General features: G+C 53.3%; 23 protein-coding genes. 8 read left to right on the forward strand and 15 right to left on the reverse strand.

What is annotated here, in order from left to right; genetic code table 11:
• Positions 1 to 23: 23 nt before the first annotated feature.
• The 10 genes from leuC to MPQ_RS14080 all read right to left on the reverse strand — a co-directional run bounded on the left by leuC (position 24) and on the right by MPQ_RS14080 (position 7,441).
• Positions 24 to 1,424: a 3-isopropylmalate dehydratase large subunit gene (gene leuC, locus MPQ_RS07970; protein WP_013442396.1), complete on the reverse strand. Its 1,401-nt coding sequence runs from the start codon at positions 1,422 to 1,424 to the stop codon at positions 24 to 26.
• A 95-nt stretch (positions 1,425 to 1,519) separates the two neighbouring features.
• Entirely contained in the window at positions 1,520 to 2,014 is a 495-nt protein-coding gene (locus tag MPQ_RS07975) for a YajQ family cyclic di-GMP-binding protein (RefSeq protein WP_013442397.1), read from the reverse strand.
• A gap of 18 nt (positions 2,015 to 2,032) precedes the next feature.
• Positions 2,033 to 2,527, reverse strand: a complete 495-nt coding sequence (locus tag MPQ_RS07980) for a DinB family protein (protein WP_013442398.1) — start codon at positions 2,525 to 2,527, stop codon at positions 2,033 to 2,035.
• A 3-nt stretch (positions 2,528 to 2,530) separates the two neighbouring features.
• Positions 2,531 to 2,842: a pyrimidine/purine nucleoside phosphorylase gene (locus tag MPQ_RS07985; RefSeq protein ID WP_013442399.1), complete on the reverse strand. Its 312-nt coding sequence runs from the start codon at positions 2,840 to 2,842 to the stop codon at positions 2,531 to 2,533.
• A 13-nt stretch (positions 2,843 to 2,855) separates the two neighbouring features.
• Complete coding sequence (locus MPQ_RS07990; protein ID WP_013442400.1) at positions 2,856 to 4,079, reverse strand: argininosuccinate synthase; 1,224 nt, start codon at positions 4,077 to 4,079, stop codon at positions 2,856 to 2,858.
• Between the two features lie 45 nt (positions 4,080 to 4,124).
• On the reverse strand, positions 4,125 to 4,433 hold the full coding sequence (locus MPQ_RS07995) for a hypothetical protein (RefSeq protein WP_013442401.1): 309 nt from the start codon (positions 4,431 to 4,433) through the stop codon (positions 4,125 to 4,127).
• Positions 4,434 to 4,445: 12 nt separating this feature from the next.
• The gene (gene argF / locus MPQ_RS08000) at positions 4,446 to 5,363 is read right to left on the reverse strand and encodes an ornithine carbamoyltransferase (RefSeq protein WP_013442402.1); all 918 of its coding nucleotides are present in this window, start codon (positions 5,361 to 5,363) and stop codon (positions 4,446 to 4,448) included.
• Positions 5,364 to 5,381: 18 nt separating this feature from the next.
• Positions 5,382 to 6,563 carry an aspartate aminotransferase family protein gene (locus tag MPQ_RS08005; RefSeq protein ID WP_013442403.1) on the reverse strand — a complete coding sequence of 394 codons (1,182 nt, stop codon included), beginning with the start codon at positions 6,561 to 6,563 and terminating at the stop codon, positions 5,382 to 5,384.
• A 66-nt stretch (positions 6,564 to 6,629) separates the two neighbouring features.
• Positions 6,630 to 7,121, reverse strand: a complete 492-nt coding sequence (locus MPQ_RS08010) for a urate hydroxylase PuuD (protein WP_041362185.1) — start codon at positions 7,119 to 7,121, stop codon at positions 6,630 to 6,632.
• Between the two features lie 2 nt (positions 7,122 to 7,123).
• A complete protein-coding gene (locus MPQ_RS14080) occupies positions 7,124 to 7,441 on the reverse strand; it encodes a hypothetical protein (RefSeq protein WP_238525289.1) in 318 nt (105 codons plus the stop codon).
• A gap of 41 nt (positions 7,442 to 7,482) precedes the next feature.
• On the opposite strand from MPQ_RS14080, the gene MPQ_RS08020 reads away from it, so the two are divergent.
• From MPQ_RS08020 to MPQ_RS08030, 3 genes are all read left to right on the forward strand, one after another.
• On the forward strand, positions 7,483 to 8,586 hold the full coding sequence (locus MPQ_RS08020; protein WP_013442406.1) for an aromatic ring-hydroxylating dioxygenase subunit alpha: 1,104 nt from the start codon (positions 7,483 to 7,485) through the stop codon (positions 8,584 to 8,586).
• Positions 8,583 to 9,464, forward strand: coding sequence for a DMT family transporter (locus MPQ_RS08025; protein ID WP_013442407.1), 882 nt, complete (start codon positions 8,583 to 8,585; stop codon positions 9,462 to 9,464). Before MPQ_RS08020 ends, MPQ_RS08025 begins: the two co-directional genes overlap by 4 nt.
• Before the next feature lie 76 nt (positions 9,465 to 9,540).
• The gene (locus tag MPQ_RS08030) at positions 9,541 to 10,218 is read left to right on the forward strand and encodes a hypothetical protein (RefSeq protein ID WP_013442408.1); all 678 of its coding nucleotides are present in this window, start codon (positions 9,541 to 9,543) and stop codon (positions 10,216 to 10,218) included.
• Positions 10,219 to 10,222: 4 nt separating this feature from the next.
• Here MPQ_RS08030 and MPQ_RS08035 read toward each other — a convergent pair whose 3' ends face one another.
• The 5 genes from MPQ_RS08035 to MPQ_RS08055 all read right to left on the reverse strand — a co-directional run bounded on the left by MPQ_RS08035 (position 10,223) and on the right by MPQ_RS08055 (position 14,287).
• Positions 10,223 to 10,864: a response regulator transcription factor gene (locus MPQ_RS08035; RefSeq protein ID WP_013442409.1), complete on the reverse strand. Its 642-nt coding sequence runs from the start codon at positions 10,862 to 10,864 to the stop codon at positions 10,223 to 10,225.
• A complete protein-coding gene (locus MPQ_RS08040; protein WP_013442410.1) occupies positions 10,861 to 12,579 on the reverse strand; it encodes a PAS domain S-box protein in 1,719 nt (572 codons plus the stop codon). The genes MPQ_RS08035 and MPQ_RS08040 overlap by 4 nt, the downstream gene beginning before the upstream one ends.
• Positions 12,580 to 13,044: 465 nt before the next feature.
• Complete coding sequence (locus MPQ_RS08045; RefSeq protein ID WP_013442412.1) at positions 13,045 to 13,314, reverse strand: hypothetical protein; 270 nt, start codon at positions 13,312 to 13,314, stop codon at positions 13,045 to 13,047.
• 375 nt (positions 13,315 to 13,689) lie between these two features.
• On the reverse strand, positions 13,690 to 13,986 hold the full coding sequence (locus MPQ_RS08050; RefSeq protein ID WP_013442413.1) for a hypothetical protein: 297 nt from the start codon (positions 13,984 to 13,986) through the stop codon (positions 13,690 to 13,692).
• Positions 13,987 to 14,047: 61 nt separating this feature from the next.
• On the reverse strand, positions 14,048 to 14,287 hold the full coding sequence (locus MPQ_RS08055; RefSeq protein ID WP_015830235.1) for a hypothetical protein: 240 nt from the start codon (positions 14,285 to 14,287) through the stop codon (positions 14,048 to 14,050).
• 298 nt (positions 14,288 to 14,585) lie between these two features.
• Between MPQ_RS08055 and MPQ_RS08060 the strand changes: the two genes are divergently transcribed.
• The 5 genes from MPQ_RS08060 to MPQ_RS08080 all read left to right on the forward strand — a co-directional run bounded on the left by MPQ_RS08060 (position 14,586) and on the right by MPQ_RS08080 (position 19,787).
• Positions 14,586 to 14,861, forward strand: a complete 276-nt coding sequence (locus tag MPQ_RS08060; RefSeq protein WP_013442415.1) for a hypothetical protein — start codon at positions 14,586 to 14,588, stop codon at positions 14,859 to 14,861.
• The gene (locus tag MPQ_RS14220) at positions 14,858 to 17,893 is read left to right on the forward strand and encodes a methyl-accepting chemotaxis protein (protein WP_013442416.1); all 3,036 of its coding nucleotides are present in this window, start codon (positions 14,858 to 14,860) and stop codon (positions 17,891 to 17,893) included. The genes MPQ_RS08060 and MPQ_RS14220 overlap by 4 nt, the downstream gene beginning before the upstream one ends.
• A 52-nt stretch (positions 17,894 to 17,945) precedes the next feature.
• Positions 17,946 to 18,398, forward strand: coding sequence for a hypothetical protein (locus MPQ_RS08070; RefSeq protein WP_041362187.1), 453 nt, complete (start codon positions 17,946 to 17,948; stop codon positions 18,396 to 18,398).
• Positions 18,399 to 18,443: 45 nt separating this feature from the next.
• Positions 18,444 to 18,953 carry an HPP family protein gene (locus tag MPQ_RS08075; protein WP_013442418.1) on the forward strand — a complete coding sequence of 170 codons (510 nt, stop codon included), beginning with the start codon at positions 18,444 to 18,446 and terminating at the stop codon, positions 18,951 to 18,953.
• Positions 18,954 to 19,040: 87 nt separating this feature from the next.
• Positions 19,041 to 19,787: a TerC family protein gene (locus MPQ_RS08080; protein ID WP_013442419.1), complete on the forward strand. Its 747-nt coding sequence runs from the start codon at positions 19,041 to 19,043 to the stop codon at positions 19,785 to 19,787.
• Positions 19,788 to 19,833 lie beyond the last annotated feature (46 nt).

Genomic DNA, 19,833 nt, shown 5'->3' on the forward strand with positions numbered 1-19,833 from the left:
CATGGCATGCGACAGGCGTTGCTTTACAGCATCGTCCTGACATCAACAAAATGCCCTGCTACGGCAGCGGCAGCCGCCATTTCAGGACTTACCAGATGCGTACGCCCACCCTGACCCTGCCGACCTTCAAAATTGCGGTTGGAGGTAGAGGCACAACGCTCACCGGGTTCCAGACGATCCGCATTCATGGCGAGGCACATGGAGCACCCTGGTTCGCGCCACTCAAAACCGGCATCCAGGAAAATGCGGTCCAGCCCCTCCTGCTCAGCCTGCGCCTTCACCAGGCCAGAGCCTGGCACCACCATGGCAAGCTTCACATTGGAAGCCACACGCTTGCCCTTGGCGATCATGGCCGCAGCGCGCAAATCCTCAATACGGGAATTGGTGCAGGAGCCGATGAATACCTTGTCGATATTGATCGCTTCGATAGGCGTATTCGCCTCCAGCCCCATGTATTGCAGAGCGCGCTCAATCCCGCCACGCTTGGTAGGATCAGACTCCTGCTCGGGATCCGGCACGCGGCCATTGATGGCGGTGACCATTTCTGGTGAGGTCCCCCAGGTCACTTGTGGTTGAATATCCTCGGCCTTGAGCTCGACCACGGCATCAAATTTGGCACCTTCATCGCTATGCAAGGTTTTCCAGTAAGCCACGGCAGCATCCCACTGCGCTTCGGTAGGCGCATAAGGACGGCCCTTGAGGTAGTTGATGGTAATGTCATCCACCGCCACCATGCCCGCCCGGGCACCCGCCTCGATGGCCATATTGCACAAGGTCATGCGGCCTTCCATGCTGAGCGAGCGAATGGCAGAGCCAGCAAATTCAATGGCGTAACCCGTACCGCCAGCGGTACCAATACGACCGATCACGGCCAGCGCCACGTCTTTGGCGGTTACACCGCGACCAAGCTCGCCTTCGACCAGAATCTGCATAGCCTTGGACTTCTTCTGCACAAGGCATTGCGTTGCCATGACGTGCTCGACTTCAGATGTACCGATACCATGCGCCAGGGCGCCGAATGCGCCATGGGTACTGGTGTGCGAATCGCCGCAGACAACCGTCATGCCAGGCAAGGTAGCACCCTGCTCAGGCCCGATGACGTGCACGATCCCCTGACGCTTGTCATTCATCTTGAATTCCGTCACACCGAAATCGACACAGTTCTGGTCCAGTGTTTCTACCTGCAAACGTGAGATCGGGTCAGCGATACCATGCGAGCGATCGGTCGTCGGCACATTGTGATCAGGCACTGCCAGCACGGAATTGATACGCCAAAGCTTGCGGCCAGCGATTTTCAGGCCTTCAAAGGCTTGAGGGCTGGTTACTTCATGCACCAGATGACGGTCGATATAGAGCAATGCGGTGCCGTTTTCCTCGCGCACCACATGGGAATCGAACAATTTATCGTAAAGCGTTTTTGCCATTTCTTATGCTTTCCATTTGCTAAACCGGGCAACTGCCAACGGTTGGCTATCTTATATTCCTGTATCCGCTATTCTTGTATCCACAAATCGCGGCATTAATCCCTGAAGTTGCCGAATTGCAGGGGGAAATCGGTGACCGATTTTTTGACAAAGGCAATCGCATCCTGCAGCACGTCACGCTTGGCGCCGGTAACGCGTACCGTATCACCCTGGATGCTGGCCTGCACTTTCAGGCCGCTGTCCTTCAGCAGCTTGACGATTTTCTTCGCCAGCTCGGTATCAATACCCGCCTTGATTTTCAGCACCTGCTTGACCTTGTTGCCCGACACTTTCTGCACATCCTGATGATCCAGACGCTTGGCACTGTCTGCTTCCTTCTTTTCCATGGCTGGCAGCAAGATATCCTTGATCTGATCCAGCTGAAAATCGGAGTCACCATGCAGGGTGATCAGATTGTCTTTTTCATTCAGCTCAACCGCTGCGCTGGTACCCTTGAAGTCATAGCGATTGGTAATCTGGCGGCCTGCCACATCAATGGCATTTTTCAAGGCGACCATATCAACTTCAGAAGAAATATCAAATGTAGGCATGATGTGTGTTCCTGTTGTTTACTGTGTTTCCGTCATATCCATAAAAGCCAGATCCGTTACGCCTGGATCGATTCCAAACTGCATGAGCAAGGTTGTAGCCTGACCGCGATGGTGAGTCTGATGATTGAAAAAGTGCGATACCGTGATCCAGGCGGGCCGGCTGAAGGTCTGCTGATAAATACCGCTATCCCAACGCAACTCTTCCTGCAGCCAGTTATTGCTGACGCTTGTCGCCCAGGCCAGAATGGCATTATCCAGCACCAGCCGACGTTCACTTAAGGCAGCAAAGTTGTCAGCCTTATCGCTGTAGCGCTGTGCGGTCGCCTCGAACCTGGCTAGCCAGATATCATCAGCCCATACCAAATGAGCCAACGTGCCATGCAGGGACTTGAAAAAGGCCCCTTTATCCAGCTGCCGCTGTTCTTCGTTAAGACTCGCAGCACCCGCATACAGTTTCCCATTCATCCAGCGGTTATAGCGCGCCATCAAGCGCACATAATCGCGATCTATCATGGCTTACTCAAAATGGCAGACGTAATCCAGCGTTTCAATCGTTTCAATATCAAAGCTTGAATTGCCTGGCACGGTAAATTTCTCACCGGCCTGATAGGTATTCCAGGCTTCCTCGCCTTTCAGGCGCACTTTGCAAACACCTGCGTTAATTTCCATCAGCTCGGGCGAGCCGGTATTGAATGTCAGCGTGCTGGGGAAAATCACGCCAACGGTACAGCGTGTACCGTTTGGAAACATCACGGTATGGCTGACACACTTGCCATCAAAATACACGTTGGCTTTTTTCTTGACGCTTACATTATCGAACTGGGCCATGAGACTCTCCTGTTTACTTTTTCTTGTTGTGTAAATTGGCAGCAATACGCATGCGCAATGCATTCAGCTTGATGAAACCACCGGCGTCCTTCTGGTCGTAGGCGCCCGCATCATCTTCAAAGGTGGCGATGGTCGAGTCAAACAGTGAATCCGTCTTGCTGTCACGGCCGACCACAATCACGTTGCCCTTGTAAAGCTTGAGGCGCACCCAGCCATTCACATTCAGCTGTGTATGATCAATCAGGGTCTGCAAGGTGATGCGCTCAGGGCTCCACCAGTAACCGTTATAAATCAGGCTGGCGTAGCGCGGCATGAGGTCGTCCTTCAAATGCGCAACTTCACGATCCAGCGTAATGGATTCAATCGCACGGTGCGCCTTCAGCATGATGGTGCCGCCTGGCGTTTCATAACAGCCGCGGGATTTCATGCCGACATAGCGGTTTTCCACCAGGTCCAGACGGCCAATGCCGTGCTTGCCACCAAGTCGATTGAGCTCAGCCAGCACTTCATGCGCCTTGAGGCGTTTGCCATTCAGCGCCACGATATCGCCGCGCTCATACTCCACATCCAGATATTCGGCAGCATCCGGCGCTTTTTCCGGGCTGACTGTCCAGCGCCACATGTCTTCCTCTGCCTCAGCAGCCGGGTTTTCCAGATGGCGACCTTCGTAAGAGATATGCAAGAGATTGGCATCCATGGAATATGGACTACCGCCCTGCTTGTGCTTCATTTCCACCGGGATACCATGCTGCTCGGCATAGGCCAGCAGCTTTTCGCGGGACAGCAAATCCCACTCGCGCCACGGCGCGATGACCTTGACACCAGGCTTGAGCGCATAGGCACCCAACTCAAAACGTACCTGGTCATTGCCCTTGCCGGTAGCGCCATGCGAAATGGCATCTGCACCGGTTTCATTGGCGATGTCGATAAGACGCTTGGCAATCAATGGACGCGCGATGGAGGTGCCGAGCAGATATTCACCTTCGTATACGGTATTGGCGCGGAACATGGGGAATACGAAATCGCGCACGAACTCTTCGCGCAGGTCATCAATATAAATTTCCTTGACGCCGAATTTCTTGGCTTTTTCGCGTGCCGGTTCCAGCTCTTCGCCTTGGCCCAAGTCAGCAGTAAACGTCACCACTTCACATTGGTAGGTATCCTGCAGCCATTTAAGGATGACGGAGGTATCCAATCCGCCCGAGTAGGCCAACACTACTTTTTTCACATCGCTCATTACTTTTTCCTGTTATCTTTTAAACGCTTATATTCAAATCTTAAACTAATCAGTGAACAGCTCAAACGCCACCAGAAAGCTGACAAACACCATCAGCGCCATCCCCAGCAGAAACAGCCGATCGGCATAGCGCTCGATACGCTGCAGATGATCTTTGTGCCGTATGGACCAATAGGACAACATCGTGCTCGCCATGAAAGCCAGGCTATCCACCGCCAACAGCTTGTCCGCCCAACTTGATATCGCCTTGTCTGGTGCGAGCTGAATGACCGAGATAACGGTGACACAGACCCCCACCATGGTGGAGGCAACCGGCAGGATATGGCTGGAAAGCTCGACTGGCTTGTTATCCATACTGATTTAAAATCAGGCCACCTTGCCCAGCAGTAGGTATTCCATCAGCGCCTTTTGCACATGCAGGCGGTTCTCCGCTTCATCCCAAACCACCGAATGCGGGCCATCAATCACCTCTGCTGCCACTTCTTCGCCACGATGCGCCGGCAAGCAATGCATAAACAAGGCATCCGACTTGGCCACACGCATCATGTCCGCATCTACCTGCCAGTCAGCAAAATCGCGCATGCGCTCTTCGTTTTCGGCCTCAAAGCCCATGGATGTCCAGACATCGGTGGTGACCAGATCAGCTCCCCGTGCAGCTTCCATCGGGTCAGTAAATTCCTCGTAATGCTCATGCCCATACAGGCCAGCACGCTCAGGCTCGACTTCGTAACCCGGTGGCGTAGAGACATGCACATTGAAATCCAGCACCTCGGCAGCTTGCAGCCAGGTATTGCAGACATTGTTGGAATCACCTATCCACGCCACGGTCTTGCCCTGGATAGGCCCACGATGCTCAATAAAGGTAAAAATATCGGCCAGTATCTGGCATGGGTGATATTCATTGGTCAGGCCATTGATCACCGGCACGCGCGAATTAGCTGCAAAACGCTCGATGATTTCCTGCTCAAAGGTGCGAATCATCACAATATCGCTCATGCGCGAAATGACCTGCGCCGCATCTTCCACTGGCTCACCGCGCCCCAGCTGGGAATCACGGGTGTTCAGGTAGATCGCCGAACCGCCAAGTTGCTGCATGCCAGCCTCAAACGACAGACGTGTACGTGTACTGGCTTTCTCGAAGATCATGACCAGGGTACGGTCAGTCAGCGGCCAGTATTGCTGATAAGCCTTGAACTGCTGCTTGATCCAGCGCGTACGTTCAAAGATATGATCCAACTCTTCCCGGTTCAAGTCCTTGAATTGTAAAAAGTGTTTGATAGCCATAAGTTTACTTCTTTTGTTTTATTGACCTAAAAAGGCCTTGATCAGAGCAGAGAGCTGGCTGACCAGTTGTTGGGCTTCGTCCTGATTGATGACCAGTGGCGGCAACAAGCGCACGACCTTTTCCGCGGTGACATTGATCAGCAGACGTTGCTCCAGAGCCTGCTTGACCAGCTCGCCGCACGGACGATCAAGCTCGATACCAATCATCAGACCTGCATTGCGTATGGTGCTTACCCCCTTCACGCCAGCAAACTCGGCGCGGAAAGCATCGCAAATCCAGTTGCCTATTTCTTCAGCGTGGGCGCACAAACCATCTTGCTCAATGATGTTGAGCGTTGCCAGACCCGCGGCCGTTGCCAATGGATTGCCACCAAAGGTGGAACCGTGCTTGCCGTAGGTAAATACTTCGGCCGCTACCCCGCGGGCCACACACGCGCCGATCGGCACGCCAGACCCCAGACCCTTGGCCAGCGTCATGACATCGGGCTTGATATCAGTATGCTGAAATGCAAACCAGGTGCCCGTGCGACCTATGCCGCTCTGCACTTCATCCAGCATCAGAAGCCAGCCGTATTGATCACAGAGCGCGCGCAAGCCCTCAAGATAGGCCTTGCCATCGCGCGGCACGTTAATACCGCCTTCACCCTGCACAGGCTCTACCAGGATCGCCACCACATTGGGGTTATGCTCTGCCACTTGGCGTACGGCATCGAGATCGTCAAACGGCACACGCACAAAGCCACTCACCAGCGGCTCAAAGCCTGCCTGGGTTTTGCGGTTGCCGGTTGCAGACAGGGTCGCCAGCGTACGGCCATGAAATGCCCTATCCATGACGATGATTTCTGGGTTTTCAATGCCATTGTTGTGGCCATGCAGACGCGCCAGCTTGATGGCGGCTTCGTTGGCCTCGCAACCGGAATTGCAAAAGAAAACACGATCCATGCCGGCAATTTCGCAGACTTTATCTGCCAGAGCGGCCTGCTCGGCAATTTGATAAATATTGGAAACATGAATCAGCTTGCCCGCCTGCTCGCTAATGGCGGCCACCAGGCGGGGATGCGCGTGCCCCAGACCATTCACGGCCACGCCAGCCAGAGCGTCAAGATAGCGGTTACCCTGCGCATCGTATAACCAGACGCCCTCCCCCTTCACAAAGGTGACAGGTTGCCTGGCATAGGTATTCATCAAATGTTGAGACATTGTTTAACTCTATCTATAAAAAAACAAACGGCGGCCTATGCCGCCGTTTGCAGCAATATAAAAATCCTAAAGCCCGAAAATAGCCCGGTGCGTCAGTCCATTCGTCATGAAAAAAATCATGGGGACAGACAGCATAGTGTTGGTTCGTGACGCTAAAAAGGCAACGCGCCGTGCGCGGGCCTTGGCAGCATCATCTGCTGGGGCTAGTCCCAGAATTTTTTTCTGGTTAGGCCAGATCAGCACCCAGACATTAAACAGCATGATCGTGCCCAGCCAGGCCCCGACACCGATGGCCGCATAGTCAGCCTGCAGCGTAAATGCTGGGACAAACGCCTTGCCAAGCAGTGCCGCACCCGCAACCCACGTGACGACGGCCGCCCATCGGAACCAGAGCAGCGCTCGTGGCGCCACATGCTTGCTGATACCGGCTGCGGTGCCATCGGCAGTGGCATCTTTCAACGCAGGCACCTGCACAAAATTAAAGTAGTAAAGCAGGCCGACCCACGTAATGCCTGCCCATACATGTATCCAGCGTGCGAACCCTGGCATCAAATCCATGATCACACCCCGGCCAATATGAAGTTTTTAAGAAAAACATACAGCACCAGCGTCAGGATCACGCCTGAAATCAGGGTGCCGGAAATCGAATCCAGGGGATTTTTCATTGGCCGTTTCTCTGTAAAAAATCGTTGCACATCAAGAGTGTTGAGGTTAGCGCAAAACAGCCGATTAAGCAACATTTGACGCCTCATCCGAGCCTTTGCACCAGCATTTTTATCATAGAAAAATCCCCTCTCCCAATCTTCCCTGCAAGTAAAATTCTGCTTGAAAAAATATCCCATTCGGGCAAAATCCCAAGTCCGCCGTTTTATCTGCATTTCGCATTCAATCAGTCACTTCCAACCACTGCTCGCAACCTATGGCTTCCCTTGTCTCCGTCAATTTGCCCCGGCCAACTGTTTCCCAGCTGCCGATTGCCTGGTATACCGACCCCGAGATTTACAAGCTTGAACAGAAAGTGCTGTTTGCACATGCGCCACAATACGTAGGGCACGAGCTCATGGCGCCACACCCTGGCGACTATCACACCCTGGACTGGATGCAGGAAGGCCGCGCGCTGGTACACAATCAGAATGGCATTGAACTGATCAGCAACGTCTGCCGCCACCGGCAGGCCATCATGCTGAATGGCCGTGGCAACACGCAGCACATTGTCTGCCCATTGCACCGCTGGACATACAACCTCAAAGGCGAGCTGCTGGGCGCACCGCATTTTCCTGATAACCCGTGTTTGCACCTGAACAAGACTTCCCTTCAGCAATGGCAAGGTCTGCTGTTTGACAGCCCACGGGATATAGCCCGCGACCTGCGCCAACTGGGCTGCAAGCAGGATTTTGATTTTACGGGTTACATGCTGGACCGCGTGATGGTGGAAGAATATGCCTTCAACTGGAAAACCTTTATCGAGGTTTACCTGGAGGACTACCATGTCGGGCCATTCCACCCCGGGCTGGACAAGTTTGTGGACTGTGAACAGCTGAACTGGGAGTTTGGCGACTGGTACAGCGTACAAACCGTAGGCGTAAAGCATTCGCTGCAAAAATCCGGCTCTCCCACCTATCAGCGCTGGCAGCAACAGGTATTGCAGTATGGCGAACAATCCGCACCCAAGTATGGCGCCATCTGGATGGTGTATTACCCCTTCCTGATGATCGAGTGGTACCCGAATGTGCTCGTCGTGTCGCACCTCATTCCTCGCGGGGTGGATGCATGCACCAATGTGGTGGAGTTTTACTACCCGGAAGATATTGCCTTGTTTGAGCGCGAATACGTGGAAGCCCAGCAGGCGGCCTACAATGAAACGGCGATTGAGGACAAGGAAATCTGCCAACGCATGCACGACGGTCGCCGCGCCCTGTTTGCTCAAGGTCTGGATGAACATGGCCCCTATCAACACCCCATGGAAACCGGGCTTGAGCACTTCCACCTGTGGATGCGTAAACAGTTAGACCCCCACCTGTGAATCTTTTCCGCCTGATCAGGCAATGGCGGCTGGGTAGCCTGTGGATGCTGGTGGCAGCGTTCTTCTTTGCCATCATGGGGGTGCTGGTCAAGCTTGGCGCGCAAAAATTCAGCAGCGCCGAACTCGTGTTCTACCGCTCGTTCTTCGGCCTGGTGTTTATTTACGGCCTGACGCGCATACGCAAGCAATCCCTCGCCACCCCCTTGCTCAGCAAGCATATGTGGCGCGCGGTGCTGGGATTTATCTCCCTGCTGCTGTTTTTCTACGCCATCAGCGAACTCCCCCTGGCAACCGCCATCACCCTGAATTACACCTCGCCGCTTTTCATGGCAGCGCTTGCCCCGTTTTATCTGGGAGAAAAATTCCGCAAAACCCTGTTCGTCGCAATAGCGCTAGGGTTTGTTGGGGTCACCTTATTGCTCAAGCCCAGCCTGCATGTGGATGAGCTGATTGCGGGTGCATTGGGCCTGCTGTCAGGCGCATTGGCGGGGATTGTGTATATCCACGTAACCCAGTTGGGCCGCGCCGGCGAACCCGACTGGCGTACTGTGTTCTATTTCACGCTGGTGTGCACACTGGGTGGTGGCATATGGATGCTGGTCCACGACTTTCATCGCGTTGAGTGGGATGATCTGTTACTCCTGATCGGGCTAGGAGTGTCGGCCACCATTGCCCAGCTTGCCCTGACGCGGGCTTATCGTACAGGCAATCCCCTGGTCGTCGGCAGCCTGGCTTACAGCACGGTTGTCCTCGCCAGCGTATTTGGCATCGTGATCTGGGGAGAGATGCTTTCGCTGGATCGCTGGTTTGCCGTGGCCATCATCGTGCTGAGTGGCGTGATAAGCGTCACATCCCGCAAACCTCAAAATGAGGCATAAAAGCGCGTTTACTCAAGCTAGACAAGCACTTAAAGAACGATTAGTCTTCACACCACACCCCACGCTGGATTTCAGAATGTTGGCAGCAAATCGTGAACACATAGGTCGTTTTGCAGGCAAGCTTATTGCGCCCTGCCTTGCCCTGTGGCTCACAGGCTGCATGGGCGGCCCCATTGCCCAGCAAATAGCCCAGTCAGTGGCCATGCGCAGCCTGGACAAGACCACCTCAGATGCATACGACAACTACTTGCTGAAACAGGATGAAGCCAGCCGCAGCCTGCCTCTCAAAGACACCGAGCCAGACCCATACTGGGCAAGTTTTGTTACCTCCGGCTTTTCAACGGTGGAAACCGTAAAAGAACCTCTGCCGGATTACCGGCAAGCCTCAACCAATACACCATCCGCGCCAGACCAGGCGATGGCAAATGGCGCGACAGCGGCTGAACTTGACAGCAAAACGCAGGCAGCGCTGGTGCAAAGCAAACTGGTGCGCGTGGAGTTATGGAATCTGCTGATAGGCGATGAAAAGCGCTCCATTCTGGAAAAAGCCCGCCTTATGGGAGCTGCAGGGCTTCCGCCAACAACCGAATGGCCTCGTTGGCAACTGGCGACTGGCGCGCCTGTAGGGGATAACCATCAGCCCATCACTTTCCTCATTCCTCCCGATTTCGGACGCATGAAGAGCGGCGATTATGCCGTGGTAGAAGTCGCTGGTGCGGGTGAGCTGAATGTCGCCCGCTACCCAGGACATTAAACGCTCAGGGATCGATCAGGCCTGAGCGCATGGCAATCAGCGCAATCTCGGCCGAGTTATTGGCGTTCAGCTTTTGCTTGATATTGTAGAGGTGCGTGCCTACTGTGCGTGGCGACAGGCTCAGTGTTTCGGCAATATCATTCGTGGTCTTTCCTTTAGCCAGCGCGATAAACACCTCGAACTCACGGTCCGAAAGCACGTCCACCGGATTTGCCTCGCCGGATAGTTGCTGAATGGCCATCTGCTGGGCGACGGTCGCTTCCAGATAACGTTTGTTGCCCGCCACCGTGCGTATGGCCTTGATCAATTCCTCAGCGGCACTGCGCTTGGTGAGATAGCCCATGGCGCCTGCATTCAGCACGCGCTTGGGATGCACGGAATCCTCATGGGCAGACAACACCAGCACCTTGGCCGAACTATCCTTGGCCATGATGCGCTCAATCGCCTCCAGCCCACCAATACCGGGCATCGTAATATCCATGACGACCACATCCGGATGATGCTCCATGTAAAGCTTGATACCCTTCTCGCCATTTTCAGCTTCGGCAATCACTTTGATATCCGAAGCCGACTCCAGCAACATCTTGAAACCCATGCGCACCACGGCATGGTCGTCAACCAGCATAACCTTGATGGGCTCGCTCATGCGGCACCTCGCGCGGGAATAGTCACCATGATCTGGGTCCCCTGTTCCATCAGCGAGTCAACATTAAAGGTTCCATGCAGCGCCTGCACGCGCTCACGCATGCCCAGCAAGCCAAAATGCTTGGATTGATCCACATTACATATATTCATGCCCACACCATTATCCTGTATGGAAAGCTGCAATGCGCCTTCCGTTGTTTTTATCAAGCGTATATTAATCTGGGTTGCCTGCGCATGCCGCAACGCATTGGTGACTGACTCCTGCACAATACGGAAAAGATTAATATTCAGCGTTTCCCCTAAGTCATCCAACGGCCCGGATAAGTTCAACGTAAAGCGTACATCCGGATGCTGCCCCTGCCAATTGGTAATCGCATCGCGCAGGGTTTCCGACAAGCCAAGGTTGTCCAGTGAGCCGGGGCGCAACTGGCGAATAATATTGTGCATGCCATCGTAGATATGATTGGCGGCGGCCACTATCGTTTGCGCGTTAGCCGCAATATCGGGCATGGCTTCCGTGGTTTTGTTGGAAATGCCCACGGCAAAGGTTTTGATCGCGGTGACATATTGCCCCAGCTCATCATGCAGCTCACGCGCCAGACTGCGGCGCTCATCTTCAATATGATGCTGAATCAGCTGTGTCAGCTGACGATTCTCCTCCAGCCGCAGCGCAGCCTCTTCCGCCTGCTTGCGTTCGGTAATATCGCGCATGCTGCATATTTCACCTATCACCTCACCCGAATGCGGATCCACCAAGGGCGCTGCCGTTAAGGAAATATCCCGCAACTTGCCATCCCGTGCCACGCGCTGCGTATCGTGGTTCTCCACTTTCTGCATTTGTTTGATGGCGGCAAAATTGGACTCAAGTTCGGCCTCATACCCAGGCGGGATAAGAATCGCGGCCGACATGCCGATGATATCCTCAGGTGCATAGCCAAACATGCGCTGTGCCGCCGCATTCCAGAATGAAATGTTGCCATCCAGATCATGGATCATGATGGCATCGGCCGTCTGTTTGACGATCAGGGCCAGCCGGCGGCTTTCATCAGTGCGTGCCAGCAGCGACTCGCCCATCTGGTTGAAGTTATGAGCAATCTTGGAAAACTCCGGCAGTTTGAATTCGGGCAAGCGCACCGTCAAATCCCCCTGCTCCATCTGGTTGATTGCTTTGAGCATGGGCTCTACCGGCCTCAACCACCGCCCCAGCATCCAGTACACCATTGCATTCAAGACCACAAAAAAACCAAGATTGATCCAGAACAGATTGCTCAACCGGCTCCACGCTTCACGAATAGCGCCACCGGGGTTAGACACGACGACCAGCATGCCAAAGCGGATGCGACGCATCACGACTTCCTGCTCAGGCTCGATCAGCTTGACGAACCAACGTGGTGGATTTTCATCCGCCCGGTATTTGGAGGGTGGTGACTTGAAAAGCAAATTGCCATGCAGGTCATAAAGAATGATTTCATTGCTGCGCACGTGGCCGAGGGACAGCAAAAAGCGATGCATGACCTCATGCGTATAGCCCCACTCAGGATTTTGATACGAACTCAGAATCACCGTATCCAGCAATTGCACGGTCACGCGCGTGGCGGCCTCGACGCCCTCTTGAGTAGATGCCTTCATGCCGCGGATGATGACAAACCCGACTACGCTCATGAACACCAGCAATAGCAGGGTAATCAGCAGGTTCAATCGAAATCGTAGACTCATAAATTATCCATGCCGGGTTGCGCACACGAAAACGCACGTTGTTTTTTTAACCATAAAGACTTAAATCATGCCACAGACCTCGCCCGTTGGGGATGATGCATACTGGCTGCGCGTGAGTCCCCATTCCGAAAGCTTATTGGGCTAAGACTCTATTTAACCGCAGATCAACGCCATGTTGATCATGGAATGAAGATCGGACGGATGTATAAGAATGAAATGGAGAAGTAAAAGAGGAGCAGATATTGAGAAGCCTGGTTTGCGAAAGTAGCCAGACATCAATGTTTACCAACTACGTTTGAGACAAGTTAAAACGGAAAGCTGATACTGAGGGAAACAGAAGTTGAGGCGAGAAATCTGCAATTCGATGCTTATTCACCATGAAATCTCCCGCCTCGGATGCAAGCTCGATACCATCATGCCCAATGGTGATTCAAGCATGATGAAGGCATCGCTGAATGCAATAAATTAGGATTGAACCGAATTACGGGAACGACGACCACCTTCAATAACCAGGCCGGTACGTTTGGCTTTAGCGATCAAAATAAGAATATCTGCCACTTTCACCTTGTTGGCTTTAGCTGCAAAATCGACAGCATCGGCAACTGCACTTAAGCCTTCGCTGCTCATGCTCAGCTCTGGCTTTTCCTTCTTGGGTGCTGCATTTTTAAGTTTGTTAAGTTTTTCTTCAAGATCTTTAATCATCTCTTCTTTAGTTCGGCGTTTGTAGTTGGCCATCAAATTCTCCTTAGATTATGGGGTAGGTAAGAAACTGGAACTTCTGATGATGTGGATTCTTTTACAAAGAACAGGTTCCATCAAGAAAGCAATAATGATCTTTCTTTCTTTTTTAATCAAGCCAGAATAAGTTTTAACTGACGAAAAACCAATATCTGAATGTGGTTTCTTTACCAGATCAGCCGTATGAAGATGAGATAAATGCTGTGAAAAATGAATGAAGATTATTGAATCCTGTTAACAATCTCATTCATGAGGCCACTATTTTTATAGTGCGTCCAAAAACACGTGACCATGATAAGACTTGGCCATGCAGTTGAATCCCATGTCGCCACATTATCAAGTAAGAGGCACCGCACATGAGATTAAAGAATCTCACTCGCCGTACAAGTATTTCGATTCTTCGCCCATGATCTGGGCAATTTCATTATGCGTATCGTCTATTGTTTTCATCAATACATCATTGATTTTAAAGTATTCATTGATTTGATTGAGGTACTGCCTCAATTTTGATGAGCTATAGCCCTGGGACTCAACGCGATCAATGATCTGGATTGCCTCGGAATAATAGAAAGGAAAAAGCTCGCGTTCGCGTGGGTTAAACTTACACTCGTCAATACAGCAGACAAGCTCCGCCAAATGATCAAAAAGTCTGAAATTATCGTAGTCCAATTATTAACTCCTGCGAAATACCACGATTTATAACAAAGAGTAAATTCAAACCAGCACCCGCTTAATTCTTTCTGGCTGACTCTTTGCGATCAATGGATGCAGTTTTACTTGTTGATAGGAAACACTGCGCTTTCATGACTCCGGTGCTGGAGATTTTATCTGCCAGCGAGGTGCATATCGCCTCTGACTCAAGGCCATCAATCACCATAGGCTCGGTTAAATGTGCATTTACACTGCCAACCAGGTAGACCAACACCACATAAAGATTCATTACTTCCCCCTTTTGATTGAAATATTGCATTCCAAGCAACGGCAATCAGGTTGTTTACGCGATTCATTACTGGAGAATGAGCAAACAGTTCGATTTATTCATCCCAGAACCATCAACAATGGCTTATTTACGTAATGGCCTTATTGCGGTGTATCTCAATATAAAACGCGCTGCTTATTGAAGAGTTTTAGCGGTTTAAAACAAAGCGCCGCCATGAAACTGACACTTGTGAACAGATAGTAGTAGATTGATCAGGCAGGAGTAATTACCCCTAGGGGCAGCCATTTCTGGCTTAAAACGCGGCAATTCAGGCTTGTTTCAACACATCATGATGGCGCATCTGCGAGGATGTCTTTACCCGCTGGAAATCCATAGCACCACACAAACGCGGCAGTGCCCGATTGGCTATTCAATAAAACTTTACATCCAGCCTCAACTTTTACGCCAAGTCGTCGTAATAAAACTAATCGTTTTATTTAATCACCAGGCCTTTGGGGCAAGTCATCCATGGCAGTTCATGCGCTGGCTTTCCTTTGCCAATGCGCGATTTAGCACCGAATTCCACTATGTTTTTTTAAAAGGTTTTTTTGAAGAGGCTCTATGAAATCCGCACTGTCTGACATGAGCATACGTTTAAAAATCGCCTTGATTGTGACGGTGGTAGCGATGATCGGCTTTACCGTCACCATTGCCACCATCATCAACCAATCCATTGAAGTAGAAAAGAAAACAGCCCTGAAGCTGGTCGATGAATCCGCCCTGGTTGGCCGGGAACAGGCGCAGGAAATACTGGATAGAGCCGTGGTAACGGCCAGGGCAAACGCCAGAACCATGCTCGCCATGAAAGCCACCCATCAGGAAAGTCGCGCAGCGGTAGACAACCTGCTGGCGAACTCGCTCAGACAGAACCCTGACCTCGTTGGCGCATGGACGTTATGGGAACCCAATGCCTTTGATGGCAAGGACAAGGATTTCGTCAACGCGGCCGGGCACGACGCCACCGGTCGCTATATCCCCTACTGGAACAGCGGAAGCGGTTCCGTCATTCTTGAGGCCCTGGTGGATTACAACACGGCAGGGGCAGGCGATTACTATCTGCTCGCCAAAAACTCTGGCAAGGAAACATTGCTGGAGCCTTATATGTACAAGATTGCGGGCAAAGATACGCTGATTACCACCATCAGCATCCCCATTCAACACAACGGAGGGTTTGTGGGGGTGACGGGGTTTGACATCCCGCTTTCCGGCATGCAGGCGATTGTCGGTGCCATCAAGCCATATGCAGGCAGCTATGCTGAGCTGATTACCTACGGTGGCAATTATGTCGCCAGTGCCAGCCCGGAGAACATTGGCAAACCGATGGACAAGCAGGGCGATGCCAAAGCCATCCTGCAAAAAATTCAGGCAGGGACAGCATTTAGCCATATCGATCAGGATGCCTCGGGCACCTTGGTATACCGTACCTACGCCCCCATCAAGGTTGGCAATAGTGTCACCCCCTGGGCACTGGTGCTGACCGTTCCCATGGATGTAGTCATGGCGCAGATCTACACTATCCGCAACATTGCGATCGTGGTGGGCATCGTCTCGGTGATCGTGCTGGTGGGCATCCTGTATTTCTTTCTCAATCGCATGGTCATCAGCCCGCTGCAGGAAAGCGTTGGGACTATCAAACGTTTGTCCAAGGGCGATTTGTCAGCCAAGATCACGGTAAAGGGCAGTGATGAAATGGCGGCACTCAATGGTTCCATGGCGCAGCTGGGCGGCAATATTCAGACACTGATTTCGCAGATGACCGTCATGAGCGAGGCGCACGACCGCGGAGAGACCGATGCGCGGGTCACCGAAAGCAATTTTGAAGGGGCATTCCGCGATCTGGCACACGGCGTCAACAGCATGGTGCATGGCCATATCGAACTCAACAACAAAGCCATGCAGGTAGTGAAAGCCTTTGGCGAGGGCAATTTTGAGGCGCCCCTGGAGCGCTTTCCCGGCAAAAAGGCCGAGATCAATCACACCATTGAGCAAGTACGCAGCAATCTGAAGAGCCTGATTGCCGATGCAGACATGCTGGCGCAGGCCGCCATTGCGGGCAATCTTTCCACGCGCGCCGACGCCAGCCGCCACCAGGGCGATTTCCGCAAGATCGTCGAGGGCGTGAATCACACGCTAGATGCCGTCATCGGCCCCTTAAATGTCGCTGCGCATTACGTAGACGCCATTTCCAAAGGCAACATCCCGGCCAAGATCACCGATGATTACAGTGGCGACTTCAATACCCTTAAAAATAACCTCAACCAGTGTATAGATGCCATCAATGCCATGGTGGCAGATACCGCCATGCTGGCCGACGCTGGTGCCCAGGGCCTGCTGTCAACCCGCGCGGATGCCAGCCGTCACCAGGGGGATTTCCGCAAGATTGTCGAAGGCGTCAATAACACGCTGGATGCGGTGATTGGCCCGCTGAATGTAGCCGCCGATTGCGTCAAACGTATCTCGCAAGGGCATGTTCCACCGGTGATTACCGAAGAATATCAGGGCGACTTCAATACCATACGCCAGAACCTGAATACCTGTATCACTGCGATCAATGCGCTGGTGCAGGATGCCGGCATGCTGGCCGATGCCGCCCGCGATGGCCGGGTATATGTGCGTGCCGATGCCACAAACCATCAGGGCGATTTCCGCAAGATCGTCGAGGGTGTGAACGAAACGCTGGAAATGATCGCCACGCCTATCGTCACGGTTAAAGAAGCGGCAGAAACCATCAATACCGCCGCCAATGAAATCTCCAAAGGCAATATCGATCTGTCGCAGCGCACCGAGGAACAAGCCTCATCGCTGGAAGAAACGGCTTCCAGCATGGAGCAACTCGCCTCCACCGTGAAGCAGAATGCGGAAAATGCCAAGCAGGCCAACCAGCTTGCCATCACCGCCACCAGCATTGCCGAGCGTGGCGGCGAAGTTGTTTCGGATGTCGTGAATACCATGGCCGCCATCAACGAAAGCTCGCACAAGATCGAGGACATCATCTCTGTCATTGATGGCATTGCCTTCCAGACCAATATCCTGGCCTTGAATGCCGCCGTAGAAGCCGCCAGGGCTGGTGAACAGGGCCGCGGCTTTGCCGTGGTCGCCGGTGAAGTGCGCAATCTGGCGCAACGCTCGGCTGTGGCCGCCAAGGAGATCAAGGAGTTGATCGCAGACTCCGTGGGCAAAACCACCGAAGGTACGCGCCAGGTAGAAAACGCTGGCAAGACCATGGAAGAAATCGTCAACTCGGTCAAACGCGTTTCCAATATTGTGGGCGAAATCACCGCGGCATCCATCGAGCAAAGCTCGGGCATCGATCAGGTCAATAAAGCGGTCACGCAAATGGACGAAGTCACCCAGCAAAATGCCGCCCTGGTGGAAGAAGCCGCTGCCGCTGCCGAGTCGCTCATGGAGCAAGCCAATAATCTGGTGGAATCCATACGCCAGTTCAAAACCTCCGAGAACGACACCGGCCGCGCCAGCGCAGCGCCCGCCCGTCTGCCCAGCCCCAAGCCTTTCCGGGCAGAGAGTAGCGGACGATCTGCGGCTCCCTTGCGCGTTGCCGTCAAAGCTCCTGACGAAGGCGACTGGGAAGAGTTTTAACCCCTGTACAAGACCTCCCGCGTGGAGGTCTTGTTATTTGGGGAGGCGCGATATGCGCCGAATCGGGTATGCTGCACACATTCCCGATGGAGAAGGCTACATCATGTCACTCAAGCACAGCCTGGACGCGCTGCAATCGCTGCTGGCAAGCCAGTTACCCTGCCCTGTCATCAGTGGCCGCCCCGAGCAGAGCCTCGGGCTTTATCTGTTTCCATGGCACATACATCAACCGACACAATTACGTGCGATCGGCGCATCCGAGTCGACCCACAGGCTGTGCAGTTTGAGTGTGGTGTTATTGCCCAAGGCAGAATCGGTAGTGACATCGCTAGACTTGCTTGATCAGGCCATGGCGGCCATTCAAGCCCAACCGGTACAGACCACGGTGGATGGTAACGTGCACATCCTCCTGGATACGTGGTCAGCGGAAACCATGATGCAATTCTTTACCGCAGCGGGATTACCTCTGCAATGCGCCCTCGCCTGCGAGTTGCGCCTCAGCTGAGTTTTTACACCAAGCAATTTTTACAACCAGCAAAAGGGAGACGTCATGCAACACTGGTTCAGCAAACTCAAGGGCGACCATGCCGCCCTGCCACCTCGTGCACCCGGCAAGGCGATTGTGCTGGCCTGGCTGGGCGGTTGCCTTGCCATTGGCGTCATCGCCGCGCTGGCGGAGCACTGGTCACTGGCTCTGGTACTGGGCTCTTTTGGTGCGAGTTGCGTACTGGTGTTTGGCTATCCGGATGTGCCGTTTTCCCAGCCCCGCAACATCATTCTGGGGCACGGTCTCAGCACCGCCACCGGCCTGCTGTTTCTGACACTGTTTGGTCCCCACTGGTGGGCCATGGCACTGGCGGCAGGTACCGCCATCGCCTTGATGATGTTCACGCGAACTGTTCACCCTCCCGCAGGCTCCAATCCGGTAATTGTGTTTTTGCTGCAGCCGGGCTGGGGATTTCTGTTGCTGCCCACGCTGACGGGCGCCTTGATACTGACGCTGGTGGCCTTGCTGTACAACAATGCGACGCGCCCGGGAAATTACCCCAAATACTGGTAAGCCTGCCTATAGCAGGTATAGCAGCGCTTGCGCTCGAAACTGACGACTGATTGATTAACCAAACCACGTAAAAAGACGGAGAACCGCATGTTTGAATGGCTGGCAAGCCCGGAAGCCTGGATCGCCCTGGGCACACTGACCGCACTGGAAATTGTGCTCGGTATCGACAATATCATCTTCATTTCCATCCTGGTCGGGCGCCTACCTGCCCATCAGCGCGCGCTGGCACGCAAGCTCGGGCTCAGTCTGGCGATGATCACCCGACTGGCCCTGCTGTTTTCCATCTCCTGGGTCATGGGCCTGACTGAACCGTGGTTCACGGTGCTCTCGCAACCAGTATCCGGCCGCGACATTATTCTGATTGGCGGCGGTTTGTTTCTGCTGGCAAAAGCCACGCATGAGATTCACAACAGCCTGGAAGGCGAGGAAGAGGAAAGCAGCGGCATGGCGGTGGCCAAAGCCTCATTTGGCATGAGCCTGGTGCAGATTGCCCTGCTTGATGTGGTGTTTTCGCTGGACTCCGTCATCACCGCCGTTGGGCTGGCTGATCATGTGTCGATCATGGCGATTGCCATTATTCTGGCGGTTGGCGTCATGCTGTTTGCCGCCAAGCCTATCGGCGATTTTGTTGATAATCACCCCACCATCAAGATACTCGCCCTGTCTTTCCTGATACTGGTGGGGATGACGCTGGTCGCCGAAGGGCTGGAGTTCCATGTGCCCAAGGGTTATATCTACTTCGCCATGGCCTTCTCGGTGGTGGTCGAGATGATCAATATCCGCATGCGCAAAAAGTCTGACACCGTGCGCAAGCTAAATAAAATCCAGCCCTGATACCTAAGATCAATCAGCTCTGCCCAGCCTGCATGGTGGGCGGAGC

It is taken from the genome of Methylovorus sp. MP688 (assembly GCF_000183115.1).
In the GTDB taxonomy this organism is placed as follows: Bacteria; Pseudomonadota; Gammaproteobacteria; order Burkholderiales; family Methylophilaceae; genus Methylovorus; species Methylovorus glucosotrophus.